The sequence below is a fragment of the Curtobacterium sp. Arg-1 genome (assembly GCF_025643395.1).
In the GTDB taxonomy this organism is placed as follows: Bacteria; Actinomycetota; Actinomycetes; order Actinomycetales; family Microbacteriaceae; genus Curtobacterium; species Curtobacterium poinsettiae.
This window is the reverse complement of record NZ_CP095731.1, coordinates 3,203,299-3,216,877: the sequence shown is the minus strand read 5'-3', so window position 1 is coordinate 3,216,877 and position 13,579 is coordinate 3,203,299. Positions and strand designations below refer to the sequence as shown.

Sequence of the window (13,579 nt, the reverse complement as noted above, 5' to 3'; positions counted from 1 at the left end):
TCCATGTTCCCGGTTCGGTACATCGTTGTAAAGGGCATGCCGCCCGCCGTCGCGCCGAGGACTCGGCACCTCGCCAGCCCCCGGCGCGTAGGTTCCGCTGCATGAGCGACGGAGCACCCAGCGCCCCCGACACCACCGCCCCCGACACTCGCACGCCGAGCGACCACGACCTCGAGTCCTGGATCGCCGACCGTCGCTGGTACGCCTCGAAGGGGTCCGTGCCGCGTCTCCGCACCATCTCGACCGACGACGGGACCCGCCTGGTGCTCGACGAGGCCCCCGCGGTCCCCGTGCTCTACCAGGCACCGATCACGAGCGGTCCCGACGGCACGGTCGTCGACGCCACCACCGACCTCGCGTGGGTGTCGGCGCTCGCCGCACGCATCGACGCGGCGCCGGAGTGCCTCAGCCCGATCGGCCGGGTCACCGCGGCCCGCGTCCTGACGGGCGAGCAGTCCAACACCTCGGTCATCTGCGACACGGAGTCCGGCGATCGCGTCATCATCAAGGTCTTCCGCGTGCTGCACCACGGCGACAACCCCGACGTGACCACGCAGCTCGCCCTCACCGCGGCGGGCAGCACCCGCGTGCCCCGGGTCTACGGGGCCCTCCGCGCCGACTGGCCCGACGTCGGCCGCCCGGACGGCGCAGCGACCGGCCACCTCGCCTTCGCCCAGGAGTTCCTGCCCGGGCTCGACGACGCCTGGCGCGTCGCCCTGCAGGAAGCCCAGGCCGGCACGCCGTTCGGGGACCGAGCCGAGCAGCTCGGCACCGCGCTCGCCGACGTGCACCGCACCCTGGCCGGAGCGCTGCCGACCGAGCCGGCCGACGCGTCGCGACGCGCCACCGCAGTCGCCACGATGCACGCCCGACTCGACACCGCCGCCCGCGAGGCCCCGGCCGTCGCCGACCACGCCGACGCGATCCGTGCGGTCTACGCCCGGGCAGCCGACGCGATCTGGCCGGACCTGCAGCGCATCCACGGCGACCTGCACCTCGGGCAGGTCCTGGCGGCTCCGGATCCCCGCGGGTGGGTCTTCCTCGACTTCGAGGGCGAACCGCTCCGCCCCCTCGACGAACGGTCGCTGCCGGACGTCACCCTGCGCGACGTCGCGGGCATGCTCCGCTCGTTCGACTACGTCGCCGGTGCCCTGGCGCACGACGCCGAGCCGGTCGACGCGTCAGCCTGGGCAGCCGAGGCGCGAGCGCGCTTCCTCGACGGCTACCAGCGCGGCACCGGCGCGGACCTCGCCGGCCACAGTGCGCTGCTCGACGCCTTCGAGCTCGACAAGGCGGTCTACGAGGTCGTCTACGAGACCCGCAACCGACCCGACTGGGTCGGCATCCCGCTGGCGGCCGTCGCGCGCCTGGTCGGCGACAGCGGGTCCTGACCGCGACCCACGAACGAACAGGAGGCCCGTGGCGACACCGCCACGGGCCTCCTGTCCGTCACCGGGTGACGCCCGTCTAGTTGACGGGTCCCGTGTACTTCTCGCCCGGCCCGGCGCCGATCGCGTCCGGGATCGCCGACGCCTCGCGGAAGGCGAGCTGCAGCGACCGCAGCCCGTCGCGGAGCGGGCGGGCGTGGTGATCGCCGATCTCGGTCGCGGCGGCGGTGACCAGACCGGCCAGCGCGGTGATGAGCTTCCGTGCCTCGTCCAGGTCGGTCTGCTGCTGCGGGTCGTCGGCCAGGCCGACCTTCACGGCCGCGGCACTGAGCAGGTGCACCGCAACGGTGTTGATGAGTTCGACCGCCGGCACCTCCGCGATGTCCCTGGCGGCGTCGATGCCGGTGTCGTCGATCGGGGTGTCGCTCACGGTGCTCCTCTGCTAGGCTTGCTCGCGGCAGATGCTGTCCGTGTGCCATCAGTTCTCTTGACATCAGTTCTCCTGACGTCACGAACCCTGACAACTCCCGGACGGTGTCACGAAAGAGGAGTCTCTCCCACCCGCGGCCGCGTTCCACCAGGCTACCGGGTCACCACCGCTCCGCGAGTGCACGTGTTGCGCTCGTCGGTCGGATCCCACGGATCCGATGCAGGGCGGCTGCCGAACGGGTCGACATCCCGTGCGTCAGATCTCCTCTCTCGTGCTGTCGTCCAGGGCAAACGCCCCGGACGGCCACCACCTGATTGAAGGAGCTCCGCATCACCGATCCCCGTACCAACGACCGAATCCGCGTTCCCGAAGTCCGACTCGTCGGTCCGCAGGGTGAGCAGGTCGGCGTTGTCCCGATCGCCATGGCCCTGCGTCTCGCGCAGGAAGCCGAACTGGATCTGGTCGAGGTCGCGCCGAACTCGAAGCCGCCCGTGGCCAAGATCATGGACTACGGCAAGTTCAAGTACGAAGCCGCTCAGAAGGCCAAGGAAGCCCGTCGCAACCAGGTGAACACGGACCTGAAAGAGGTCCGTTTCCGCCTGAAGATCGACGTGCACGACTACGAGACGAAGCGCAAGCGCGCCGAGGGGTTCCTCCTCGGTGGCGACAAGGTGAAGGCGATGATCCTCTTCCGTGGCCGCGAGCAGTCGCGTCCTGAGCAGGGTGTCCGTCTCCTCCACAAGTTCGCGGAAGAGATCGCCGAGTTCGGCGTCGTCGAGTCGCGTCCGACCCAGGACGGCCGCAACATGACGATGATCATCGCCCCGCTCAAGAACAAGTCCGACGTCAAGGGCGAGCAGAACGCCAAGCGTGCTGCACAGAAGGCCGAGCGTCGTGCCACCGAGCACGCCGCGAAGGGCAAGGACGAGGCCGAGGCCGGTTCCACGTCCGAGGCAGCTGCGGAATCCACGGACTCCGCGGCCGAATAGGTCCCCGGACCGAACCCGCAACGACGCGGCCCCCCATCCATCCCACGGAAAGGCACCACCATGCCCAAGCAGAAGACCCACTCCGGGTCGAAGAAGCGCTTCAAGGTCACCGGTACCGGCAAGATCATGAAGCAGCAGGCCGGTATGCGTCACAACCTCGAGGTCAAGAGCTCCAAGCGCAAGGCCCGCCTGAACGAGGACCAGGTCCTCTCCAAGGGTGACGCGAAGAACGTCAAGAAGCTCCTCGGCCACTGAGCCCCGCAGATCGTAAAGGAATAGTGCAATGGCACGAGTAAAGAGAGCGGTCAACGCCGCCAAGAAGCGCCGCGTCATCCTCGAACGCGCCGAGGGCTACCGCGGCCAGCGTTCGCGTCTGTACCGCAAGGCCAAGGAGCAGGTCACCCACTCCCTCGTCTACGCGTACCGCGACCGTCACGCGAAGAAGGGCGAGTTCCGTCGCCTCTGGATCCAGCGCATCAACGCTGCGTCCCGTGCGAACGGCCTGACCTACAACCGCCTCATCCAGGGTCTCAACCTGGCTGGCGTCGAGGTCGACCGTCGCATCCTCGCCGACCTCGCGGTGAACAACCCCGAGACCTTCACCGCGCTCGTCGAGACCGCGAAGAAGGCCCTCCCGGCCGACACCTCGGCCCCGAAGGCTGCGTAGTCAGTTCTTCTGCTCGCGAAACCCCCGCCGCACGGCGGGGGTTTCGTCGTTCCTAGACTTGGGTCGTGAGCGATCTCCTCGAGAACCCCCGTGCCGGACGCGTGAAGGCCGTTGCGGCCCTGGCCAAGAAGGACGTCCGGGCCGAGACCGGCCTGTTCCTGCTGGAAGGACCCCAAGCGGTCCGCGAAGCGCTGGAGTACGCGCCGGAGCTCCTGCGCGAGCTGTACGTGACCCCCACCGCCGCAGCCCGCTACGGGCTGGACGACGCGCCGGTGGACACGTGGTTCGTGACCGAGCAGGTGCTCGACGCGATGGCGGACACCGTCACCCCGCAGGGCGTGGTCGCGGTGTGCCAGCAGTTCCCGACGTCGGTGAAGGACGTCTTCCCGGACCGCGCTGCGGCTGCCGCCGACGCGGAGGCCCGTGATGCGTCCGACGAGCAGGCCGCGTTGCCCGGACTGGTCGCCATCCTCGAAGAGGTGCGGGACCCGGGGAACGCCGGCACGATCATCCGCGCCGCTGACGCGGCCGGAGCCGATGCGGTGGTGCTGACCGGCCGGTCGGTGGACCCGTACAACCCGAAGGTCGTCCGGTCGACGACCGGGTCCCTGTTCCACGTGCCGGTGTCGGTGGGCGTCACGCTCGCGGACACGATCGAGCGGGCGAAGGCCCTCGGCTACACGGTGCTCGCCGCCGACGTCTCCGGCGACGACCTGCCGGTGGTGCGCGCCGAAGGGATGCTCGACGGTCCGACCGCGTGGGTCTTCGGCAACGAGGCACGCGGGCTCACCGCCGACGACCTGGCGCTCGTCGACCGGGCAGTCAAGGTGCCGATCTACGGGCAGGCAGAGTCGATGAACCTCGCCACGGCGGCGTCGGTGTGCCTGTACGAGTCGGCCTTCGCGCTCCGGAGCTGACGCTCCTCCACAGATCGGTCGTCGGCGTCGGCCATCCACCGTCCGCTCGGTGCAGGTGGGTGGTATCCCGACGGCCGGTAGGCTTGGGTCTCGTGTCAGAACCTCTCGAGATCAGCGAATCGGCCGTCGCCGACGCGGTGGACGCGGCCCTCGCCGCCGTCCGTGCCACGACGACGGTCGCCGAACTGAAGCAGGCCAGGGCCGAGCACACCGGTGAGCAGTCACCGTTGGCGCGGATGAACGCATCGATGCGCAGTGTGCCGCCGGAACAGAAGGCCGCGGCGGGCAAGCTCGTCGGGCAGGCCCGTGGGCGGGTGAACGCGGCGATCGCCGAGCAGGAATCCGTCCTCGCGGTGGCCGAGGAACGTGCACGGCTCGAAGCCGAACGCGTCGACGTCACCGCGTTGCCGACCCACCGCGCCACCGGCTCCCGCCACCCGCTCTCGCTGCTGAACGAAGCCGTCGCCGACATCTTCGTCGGCATGGGGTGGGAAGTCGCAGAAGGCCCGGAGCTCGAGCACGAGTGGTTCAACTTCGACGCGCTGAACTTCGACCAGGACCACCCCGCCCGGGCCATGGCGGACACGATCTTCGTCGAGCCCGTCGACCGGCACCTGGTCATGCGGACCCACACCTCACCGGTGCAGGTGCGGTCGCTGCTGTCGCGTGACCTCCCGCTGTACGTCATCGCGCCCGGACGCGTCTACCGTGCCGACGAGCTCGACGCCACGCACCTGCCGGTCTTCACCCAGGTCGAGGGCATCGCGATCGACAAGGGCCTGACGATGGCGCACCTGCGCGGCACGCTCGAGCACTTCGCCCGGCAGATGTTCGGCGCCGAGGCGCAGATCCGCCTCCGCCCGAACTACTTCCCGTTCACCGAGCCCAGTGCCGAGATGGACGTCTGGCAGCCGAACGCCAAGGGTGGCGCACGGTGGGTCGAGTGGGGTGGCTGCGGCATGGTCAACCCCAACGTCCTGCGTGCCGCCGGGATCGACCCGGACGAGTACCAGGGCTTCGCGTTCGGCATGGGCATCGAGCGGACGCTGCAGTTCCGCAACGGCCTGAACGACATGCGTGACTTCCTCGAGGGCGACATCCGCTTCTCGCAGCAGTTCGGAACGGTGGTCTGATGCGCGTCCCACTCCGTTGGCTCGGTGAGTCCGTCGACCTCCCCGACGACGTCACCCTCGAGCACGTCCACGCGGCGCTCGTGTCGGTCGGCTTCGAGGAAGAGGACGTCCACACCTTCGACCTGACCGGCCCCGTCGTGGTCGGTCGGGTGCTCGAGCGCGTCCCCGAGCCGCAGAAGAACGGCAAGACGATCAACTGGTGCCAGGTGGACGTCGGCGAAGCCGAGCCCCGCGGCATCGTCTGCGGCGCGCACAACTTCGACGTCGGCGACCTCGTCGTCGTCACGCTGCCCGGTGCGGTCCTGCCCGGGCCGTTCCCGATCGCCGCCCGGAAGACCTACGGACACGTGTCCGACGGCATGATCGCCTCGGCGCGCGAGCTCGGGCTCGGCGACGAGCACGACGGCATCCTGCGCTTCGCCGACCTCGGCATGGAGCCCGCCGTCGGTGCCGACGCGATCGCGCTCCTCGGCCTCGACGACGCCGCGGTCGAGATCAACGTCACGCCCGACCGTGGGTACGTGCTGAGCATGCGCGGGGTCGCTCGTGAGTACGCGCACGCCACCGGAGCCAGCTTCCACGACCCCGTTGAGCGCATCGCGCCGCGTGCGGCCGAGGGCTTCCGGGTCACGATCGACGACCAGGCTCCGGTCCGGGGTCGGGTCGGCGCCTCCACGTTCGTCACGCGCGTCGTGCGCGGGATCGACCCGGCAGCGAAGACACCATCCTGGATGGTGTCGCGTCTGTCGCTGGCCGGGGTGCGTTCGATCTCCCTGCCCGTCGACATCACGAACTACGTCATGTTCGAGCTCGGCCAGCCGCTGCACGGCTACGACCTGCAGACGATCGCGGGGGGCCTCGGCGTCCGCCGGGCGAACGCCGCTGAGACGCTCGAGACCCTCGACGGCACCGTCCGGAAGCTCGACCGCGAAGACCTCGTGATCACCGACGACGACGGTCCCGTCGGTCTCGCCGGCGTCATGGGCGGGGCCCGCACCGAGATCTCGGCGAGCACGACGGACATCCTGATCGAGGCCGCCGGGTTCGACCAGGTCTCGATCGCCCGCACCGCTCGTCGGCACAAGCTGCCCAGCGAGGCCTCCCGTCGCTTCGAGCGCGGGGTCGACCCGCTGGTGGCCGAGGCCGCGGCGAACCGCGCCGTCGAGCTCCTCGTCGAGCTCGCCGGCGGCACCGCCGACCCCCTCGGGTCCACGCTCGTCGACAGCGACCCGCGGCCGACCGTCACGATGCGGGTCTCCCGTCCGGCCGAGCTCGTCGGCGTCGACTACACCGACGCCGAGGTCATCGAGACGCTCCGTGCGATCGGCGCCACGGTCGAGTCCGACGGCGAGCAGCTCGCGGTCACCCCGCCCACCTGGCGCCCTGACCTGACCGACGACACCACGCTGGTCGAAGAGGTCGCACGCATCGTCGGCTACGACCGCATCCCGAGCGTCCTGCCCGTCGCCCCGCCCGGCCGGGGGCTGACCCGGCACCAGCAGGCACGTCGTCGGGTGGCCTCGGCGCTGGCCGCGGCGGGCCTGACGGAGGTCGTCACGGCCCCGTTCGTGTCGGCCGCCACGCAGGACGCCTACCCGGGGATCGACCCGCAGGGCGGACCGAGCGTCGTGCTCGCCAACGCCCTGGACAGCGAGCAGAACCTGCTGCGCCGCAGCGGCGTGCCGGCCCTGGTCGACGCCGCCCGCCGCAACGTCTCGCGCGGGCTCGTCGACGTCGCCCTGTACGAGACGTCCCGGGTGTTCCTGCCGGTGACGGGCGTGACGGTCGGCACCGACGAGGTCCCGGCGGGCGCGGCCCGGCCCGACCGTGCGACGCTCGAAGCACTGGACGCCTCGCTGCCGGCCCAGCCCTTCCACGTCGCCGCCCTGCTCACCGGCCACCGGGTCGTCAAGCAGCCCGGCGCCACCGCGGAACCGTTCGGCATCGCCGACGCCATCGACACCGCCCGCCAGGTCGCGTGGGCCGTCGGTGTGGAACTGACCGTCGCGCAGGCCACCCACCCGTCGCTGCACCCGGGTCGCGCCGCGTCCCTGCTCGTCGACGGCACGGTCGTCGGCGTCGCCGGGGAACTCCTGCCCGGACTGGCCGAGGCCGCCGTCCTGCCCCGCGTGGTGGCGGTCGTCGAGCTCGACCTCGACGCGCTCGTCGCCGCAGCCCCGGAACTCATCGCGGTCGCGCCGATCGTCTCCTACCCGGCAGCCACGCAGGACCTCTCCCTGGTCGTCGACGCCGGGGTACCGGCCGGCGAGGTGCTGGATGCGGTGCGCTCTGGCGCCGGAGACCTGTTGGAGTATGCTCGGCTCGTGGATGACTACCGGGGCTCCGGCGTGGACGAGGGACAGAAGTCCCTGACGTTCGCCCTGCGCTTCCGTGCCACGGACCGCACGCTGACCGCTGCCGAGGCCACCGAGGCCCGTGACGGCGCTGTCCGACGTGCCGGCGAGCGATTCGGGGCGACCCTGCGCGACTGACCCACACGGGATCAGCACCGCCCGGGGTCGCCGCCTCCGACTCTCTCGACGACCAGTCCGACCAAAGGTGGAATCCCATGTCCGTATCCGTCGCCGTGGCGGGAGCCTCCGGCTACGCGGGTGGTGAGCTCCTGCGTGTGCTCTCCGCCCACCCCGAGTTCGAGGTCAGGACGGTGACCGCGTTCTCGAACGCCGGACAGCCCCTGATCGCGACCCAGCCGCACCTCCGTTCGCTGTCGCACCTGACCCTGGCGGAGACGACGGCCGAGACGCTGCGCGGGCACGACGTGGTCTTCCTGGCGCTGCCGCACGGACAGTCGGGTGCGATCACCGCGGAGCTCGGCGACGACGCGCTCGTCATCGACTGCGGCGCGGACCACCGTCTGACGGACCCGGCTGCGTGGGAGCGGTTCTACGGCGGCGACTACTTCGGCGCGTGGACGTACGGCCTCCCCGAACTCCTGCTCGCGGCTCCCACACCGGGTTCGGCGGACGAGTGGCGCGAGGTCGACGACATCGCCTCCCAGGGCAAGCAGCGTTCCGCCCTGGTCGGCACGAAGCGCATCGCGGTCCCCGGCTGCAACGTCACCGCGGTGACGCTCGGCATCCAGCCGGGCGTCCAGGCTGGCCTCGTCGAGTCCGACGACCTCGTCGCGGTGCTCAGCGTCGGGCCGAGTGGTGCCGGCAAGAAGCTCAGCACCACCTACCTGGCCTCCGAGATCATGGGGTCCGCCAGTGCCTACGCCGTCGGGGGGACGCACCGGCACGTCCCCGAGATCCAGCAGAACCTGCAGGTCGCGGGCGCTTCCGACGTGACGATCTCGTTCACGCCGGTCCTGGTGCCGATGTCGCGGGGGATCCTGGCGACCACGACCGCGAAGCTCTCGCCCGGCGTCAGCGCGCGTGACGTCCGGCTCGCGTGGGAGCAGGCGTACGCCGACGAACCCTTCGTGCACCTGCTGCCCGAGGGCGAGTTCCCCCGGGTGGCCGACACGATCGGCGCGAACACCGCGCTCGTCGGCATCGCCGTCGACGAGGCCGCCGGCCGCGTCGTCGCGGTGACCGCCCTCGACAACCTCGCCAAGGGCACGGCGGGCGCCGCCGTCCAGTCGGCGAACATCGCCCTCGGTCTCCCCGAGACCACGGGCCTCAGCGTGGACGGAGTCGCACCGTGACCGACGCAGGCACGACCACCCAGACCGAGCCGGGCCTCCAGGGCGTCACCGCGGCAGCGGGCTTCCGCGCCGCCGGCGTGACCGCAGGCCTGAAGACCAGCGGCAAGCCGGACGTGGCACTCGTCGTCAACGACGGCCCCGACGCGGCCGTGGCCGCCGTGTTCACCAGCAACCGCGCCCAGGCGCACCCGGTGATCTGGTCCCGCCAGGTCGTCGGGGACGGCGTGGCCCGGGCCGTCGTCCTGAACTCCGGCGGCGCGAACTGCTTCACCGGACCGTTCGGCTTCCAGACCACGCACCTGACGGCCGAGGCCGTGGGCGACGCCCTCGGGATCGGGGCCGGCGACGTCGTCGTCTGCTCCACCGGGCTCATCGGCGTCGGCGACCAGTCCTTCCGCGACAACGTGCTCCGTGGCGTCGACCTGGCGAGCGCGGCACTCAGCGACGACGGCGGTCCGGATGCCGCGACCGCCATCATGACGACCGACACGAAGGCCAAGCAGTCCGTCGTGACCGAGGACGGCTGGACCGTCGGCGGCATGGCCAAGGGCGCCGGCATGCTCGCGCCCGGGCTCGCGACGATGCTCGTCGTCATCACGACCGACGCCGTGCAGACGCCGGACCAGCTCGACCAGGCGCTCCGGGCGGCCACCCGCATCACGTTCGACCGGGTCGACTCCGACGGCTGCATGTCCACCAACGACACCGTCGTCCTGCTGTCGTCGGGTGCGAGCGGCGTGACGCCCGAGGTCGGTGACTTCCAGGAAGCCCTGACCGCGGTCTGTGCCGACCTGGCCCGGCAGCTGCAGCAGGACGCCGAGGGCGCGAGCCACGACATCACGATCGAGGTCGTGCACGCCGTGACCGAGGACGACGCCGTGACCGTCGGTCGGAGCGTCGCCCGGAACAACCTGTTCAAGGCGGCCGTCTTCGGCAACGACCCGAACTGGGGACGGGTGCTCGCAGCGATCGGCACCACCGACGCCGAGTTCGACCCGTACGCGGTGGACGTCAGCATGAACGGTGTCCGGGTCTGCCACGCGGGCGCACCCGACGAGCCGAGCGACTCCGTCGACCTGACCCCGCGTGACACCCACGTGCGCATCGACCTCGGTGTCGGCACGCACTCGGCCACGATCCTGACCAACGACCTCACGCACGACTACGTGCACGAGAACAGCGCGTACTCCAGCTGATGGCGGCCGACACGAACGGGGCCGGCACGCCCCTCACGAAGGAAGAAGAGCACGAGTTCGCCGCGGTCAAGGCCGCGACGCTCATCGAGTCGCTGCCCTGGCTCAAGCGCTTCTCGGGCAAGGTCGTCGTGGTCAAGTTCGGCGGCAACGCCATGGTGAACGAGGACCTGAAGCGCGCCTTCGCCGAGGACATGGTCTACCTGCGCTACGCCGGCCTGCACCCCGTCGTCGTGCACGGTGGGGGTCCGCAGATCTCCGCCGCCCTCAAGGAACAGGGCATCGAGTCCGAGTTCCGCGGCGGCTACCGCGTCACGACGACCGAGGCGATCACGGTCGTCCGGGACGTCCTGGCCGGCGAGGTGAACCGCGAGATCGTCGACTTGATGAACGAACACGGCGAGGGCCTGGCCGTCGGCGTGTTCGGCGACGGCGGCTCGCTGTTCACCGGCGAGAAGAAGGGCGTCGTCGTCGACGGGCAGGAGTACGACCTCGGCCACGTCGGGGACATCACCCACGTCGACCCGTCCGGTGTGCTCGCCGCGATCGAGGCCGGTCGGATCCCGGTGGTCTCGAGCATCGCGATCGACGACGCGCACCCCGACCAGGCGCTCAACGTGAACGCGGACGCTGCGGCCGGTGCCCTGGCCATCGCACTCCGGGCGTCGAAGCTCATGATGCTCACCGACGTCCCGGGGCTCTACCGCAACTGGCCGGACCGTGACTCGATCGTCGACCTCATCGCGGTCGAGGAACTCCGCGAACTCCTGCCGAGCCTCGAGTCGGGGATGATCCCGAAGATGACCGCGTGCCTCGATGCCGTGGTCGGCGGGGTCGGCGGCGCGACCATCATCGACGGCCGGATCCCGCACTCGATCCTGCTCGAGGTCTTCACCCTGCGGGGTGCGGGCACCGAGGTGATCCCGGACCCGAGCCGACGAACCGAGAACCAGATGACCCACGCCGAGATCGGCCGACGCGTGGCGTCGCCGTCGATCGACAGCAGTACCGGCCAGCACGCGGCGGGTACGGACGAGAAGGGACACCAGCAGTGAGCACCGAGACGCAGACCGAGACCTGGAACGACCGGTTCGGGGCGTCGCTCATGCGATCCCTGACCCCTCCGAAGATCATGCTCGAGCGCGGACAGGGCTGCCGTGTGTGGGACGTGGAGGGCAACGAGTACCTCGACTTCCTCGCGGGGATCGCGGTGAACTCGCTCGGCCACGCGCACCCCGCGTTCGTCGCGGCGATCGCCGACCAGGCGGCGAAGCTCGTGCACGTGTCGAACTACTTCGCCACCCCGCCCCAGCTCGAACTCGCCGAGCGCCTCAAGCGCATCACCGGCGCGGGCGAAGCGGGCCGTGTCTACTTCGGCAACTCCGGCGCCGAGGCGAACGAGGCCGCGTTCAAGCTCGCCCGCCTCAACAGGGGCGCCGACGGCACGAAGACGCGGATCCTCGCGCTCAAGCAGGGCTTCCACGGGCGGACGATGGGCGCCCTCGCGCTCACCGGCAAGCCCGCACTGCAGCAGGACTTCCTGCCGATGATCCCGGGCGTCGAGCACATCGACACCTCGATCGACGCGCTCGAAGCGTCGATCGACGACACCGTGGCCGCTCTGATCCTCGAGCCCATCAAGGGCGAGGCCGGCGTGGTCGACCTCCCCGAGGGGTTCCTGCTGGCCGCCCGCCGGCTGACCGAGGAGCACGGTGCGCTGCTGATCCTCGACGAGATCCAGACGGGTGTCGGCCGGACCGGCAACTGGTTCGCGTTCCAGGGGCACGGGGTGACGCCCGACGCCATCACGATCGCGAAGGGCATCGCGGGCGGCTTCCCGATCGGCGCCCTCGTGACCTTCGGCTGGGCGTCCGACCTGTTCTCGGCCGGGCAGCACGGTTCGACCTTCGGCGGCAACCCGCTCGGCACCCGTGTGGCGAACGCCGTGCTCGAGGAGATCGAGCGCGCCGACCTCGTCGCCAGCGCGGTGGTCAAGGGTGAGCGCATCCGTGACGGTATCCGTGCCATCGGCTCCCCGCTGGTCGAAGAGGTCCGCGGCACCGGCCTGCTCATCGGCGTCGGTCTCGCCGGCCCGGTCGGCCCGCTCGTCAACGCAGCCGCCCTCGAACGCGGCCTCATCATCAACGCCCCCAACGAGTCGAGCCTGCGCATCGCGCCGCCGCTCATCGTGTCCGACGCCGAGGTCGACGAGTTCCTGTCGATCCTCGCCCAGAGCCTCGCGGCCGTGGCCGCAGCGCAGGAGCCCACCGCATGACCCGCCACTTCCTCCGCGACGACGACCTGAGCCAGGCCGAGCAGTCCGCGATCCTCGACATCGCCGACCGCATGAAGGCCGACCGCTGGGCGGAGAAGCCGCTCGCCGGTCCGCAGAGCGTCGCGGTGATCTTCGACAAGTCGTCGACCCGCACCCGGGTGTCGTTCCACGTCGGCATCTCGGACCTCGGCGGCAGCCCGCTGATCATCTCGACGGCGAACAGCCAGCTCGGCGGCAAGGAGACCCCGTCGGACACCGCTCGCGTGCTCGAGCGCATGGTGTCGGCGATCGTCTGGCGCACCTACGGCCAGGCCGGGCTCGAGGAGATGGCCGCCGGCACGACGGTCCCCGTCGTCAACGCGCTGTCCGACGACTTCCACCCCTGCCAGCTCCTCGCCGACCTGCTCACCATCCGTGAGCACCGCGGCACACTGGCCGGGCAGACCGTGGCGTTCATCGGTGACGGCGCGAGCAACATGGCGCAGTCGTACCTGCTCGCCGGTGCGACCGCGGGCATGCACGTCCGCGTCGCCGCTCCGGCCGAGTTCTCCCCGTCGGCGCAGGTCGTCTCCGACGCCGAGGACCGCGCTGCCGTGACGGGTGGCTCCGTCCTCGTCGTGACCGATCCGGTGGCCGCCGTGGCCGGTGCCGACGTCGTCGTCACCGACACCTGGGTCTCGATGGGCAAGGAGTCCGAGAAGCAGTCGCGCCTCGACACCTTCGCGGGGTACCGCGTCGACGACGCGCTCTTGGCGCACGCCGCCGCCGACGCCGTCTTCATGCACTGCCTGCCGGCAGACCGTGGGTTCGAGGTGACCGCCGACGTCATCGACGGTCCGCGCAGCATCATCTGGGACGAGGCGGAGAACCGTCTGCACGCCCAGAAGGCGCTGCTGGCCTGGCTGCTCGCCAACGACTGA

At 70.8% G+C, this 13,579-nt stretch carries 13 protein-coding genes; 12 read left to right on the top strand and 1 reads right to left on the bottom strand.

Features of this window, described 5'->3' with window-relative positions; genetic code table 11:
* The first annotated feature begins 101 nt into the window (after window positions 1-101).
* A complete protein-coding gene (locus tag MXD64_RS15405; protein ID WP_017887979.1) occupies window positions 102-1,391 on the top strand; it encodes a phosphotransferase in 1,290 nt (429 codons plus the stop codon).
* Between the two features lie 76 nt (window positions 1,392-1,467).
* On the opposite strand, the gene MXD64_RS15400 is transcribed toward MXD64_RS15405, so the two are convergent.
* Window positions 1,468-1,818 carry a DUF1844 domain-containing protein gene (locus MXD64_RS15400; RefSeq protein WP_017887978.1) on the bottom strand — a complete coding sequence of 117 codons (351 nt, stop codon included), beginning with the start codon at window positions 1,816-1,818 and terminating at the stop codon, window positions 1,468-1,470.
* Window positions 1,819-2,132: 314 nt separating this feature from the next.
* Between MXD64_RS15400 and infC the strand changes: the two genes are divergently transcribed.
* From infC to argF, 11 genes are all read left to right on the top strand, one after another.
* Window positions 2,133-2,807 (top strand): translation initiation factor IF-3, encoded by a 675-nt coding sequence (gene infC, locus MXD64_RS15395; protein ID WP_017887977.1) that lies wholly within the window; start codon window positions 2,133-2,135, stop codon window positions 2,805-2,807.
* Window positions 2,808-2,867: 60 nt separating this feature from the next.
* The gene (gene rpmI / locus MXD64_RS15390) at window positions 2,868-3,062 is read left to right on the top strand and encodes a 50S ribosomal protein L35 (protein WP_017887976.1); all 195 of its coding nucleotides are present in this window, start codon (window positions 2,868-2,870) and stop codon (window positions 3,060-3,062) included.
* A 28-nt stretch (window positions 3,063-3,090) separates the two neighbouring features.
* Window positions 3,091-3,474, top strand: a complete 384-nt coding sequence (gene rplT, locus MXD64_RS15385) for a 50S ribosomal protein L20 (RefSeq protein WP_017887975.1) — start codon at window positions 3,091-3,093, stop codon at window positions 3,472-3,474.
* 65 nt (window positions 3,475-3,539) lie between these two features.
* A complete protein-coding gene (locus MXD64_RS15380; protein WP_027466551.1) occupies window positions 3,540-4,391 on the top strand; it encodes a TrmH family RNA methyltransferase in 852 nt (283 codons plus the stop codon).
* A 92-nt stretch (window positions 4,392-4,483) separates the two neighbouring features.
* On the top strand, window positions 4,484-5,524 hold the full coding sequence (pheS, locus tag MXD64_RS15375; RefSeq protein WP_042540039.1) for a phenylalanine--tRNA ligase subunit alpha: 1,041 nt from the start codon (window positions 4,484-4,486) through the stop codon (window positions 5,522-5,524).
* On the top strand, window positions 5,524-8,016 hold the full coding sequence (gene pheT, locus MXD64_RS15370; RefSeq protein ID WP_263136749.1) for a phenylalanine--tRNA ligase subunit beta: 2,493 nt from the start codon (window positions 5,524-5,526) through the stop codon (window positions 8,014-8,016). The genes pheS and pheT overlap by 1 nt, the downstream gene beginning before the upstream one ends.
* A gap of 77 nt (window positions 8,017-8,093) precedes the next feature.
* Window positions 8,094-9,191, top strand: a complete 1,098-nt coding sequence (locus MXD64_RS15365; RefSeq protein ID WP_042540036.1) for an N-acetyl-gamma-glutamyl-phosphate reductase — start codon at window positions 8,094-8,096, stop codon at window positions 9,189-9,191.
* Entirely contained in the window at window positions 9,188-10,387 is a 1,200-nt protein-coding gene (gene argJ, locus MXD64_RS15360) for a bifunctional glutamate N-acetyltransferase/amino-acid acetyltransferase ArgJ (RefSeq protein WP_017887970.1), read from the top strand. Before MXD64_RS15365 ends, argJ begins: the two co-directional genes overlap by 4 nt.
* Window positions 10,387-11,439 carry an acetylglutamate kinase gene (gene argB, locus MXD64_RS15355; protein ID WP_263136747.1) on the top strand — a complete coding sequence of 351 codons (1,053 nt, stop codon included), beginning with the start codon at window positions 10,387-10,389 and terminating at the stop codon, window positions 11,437-11,439. The genes argJ and argB overlap by 1 nt, the downstream gene beginning before the upstream one ends.
* The gene (locus tag MXD64_RS15350) at window positions 11,436-12,659 is read left to right on the top strand and encodes an acetylornithine transaminase (protein WP_017887968.1); all 1,224 of its coding nucleotides are present in this window, start codon (window positions 11,436-11,438) and stop codon (window positions 12,657-12,659) included. The genes argB and MXD64_RS15350 overlap by 4 nt, the downstream gene beginning before the upstream one ends.
* Window positions 12,656-13,579, top strand: a complete 924-nt coding sequence (argF, locus tag MXD64_RS15345) for an ornithine carbamoyltransferase (protein ID WP_042540032.1) — start codon at window positions 12,656-12,658, stop codon at window positions 13,577-13,579. The genes MXD64_RS15350 and argF overlap by 4 nt, the downstream gene beginning before the upstream one ends.

Bases quoted from the DNA above. Each gene is read 5' to 3' on its own strand.
- MXD64_RS15405 (WP_017887979.1), top strand. From the start codon at position 102: ATGAGCGACGGAGCACCCAGCGCCCCCGACACCACCGCCCCCGACACT.
- rpmI (WP_017887976.1), top strand. From the start codon at position 2,868: ATGCCCAAGCAGAAGACCCACTCCGGGTCGAAGAAGCGCTTCAAGGTC.
- rplT (WP_017887975.1), top strand. From the start codon at position 3,091: ATGGCACGAGTAAAGAGAGCGGTCAACGCCGCCAAGAAGCGCCGCGTC.
- pheT (WP_263136749.1), top strand. From the start codon at position 5,524: ATGCGCGTCCCACTCCGTTGGCTCGGTGAGTCCGTCGACCTCCCCGAC.
- MXD64_RS15365 (WP_042540036.1), top strand. From the start codon at position 8,094: ATGTCCGTATCCGTCGCCGTGGCGGGAGCCTCCGGCTACGCGGGTGGT.
- argB (WP_263136747.1), top strand. From the start codon at position 10,387: ATGGCGGCCGACACGAACGGGGCCGGCACGCCCCTCACGAAGGAAGAA.
- argF (WP_042540032.1), top strand. From the start codon at position 12,656: ATGACCCGCCACTTCCTCCGCGACGACGACCTGAGCCAGGCCGAGCAG.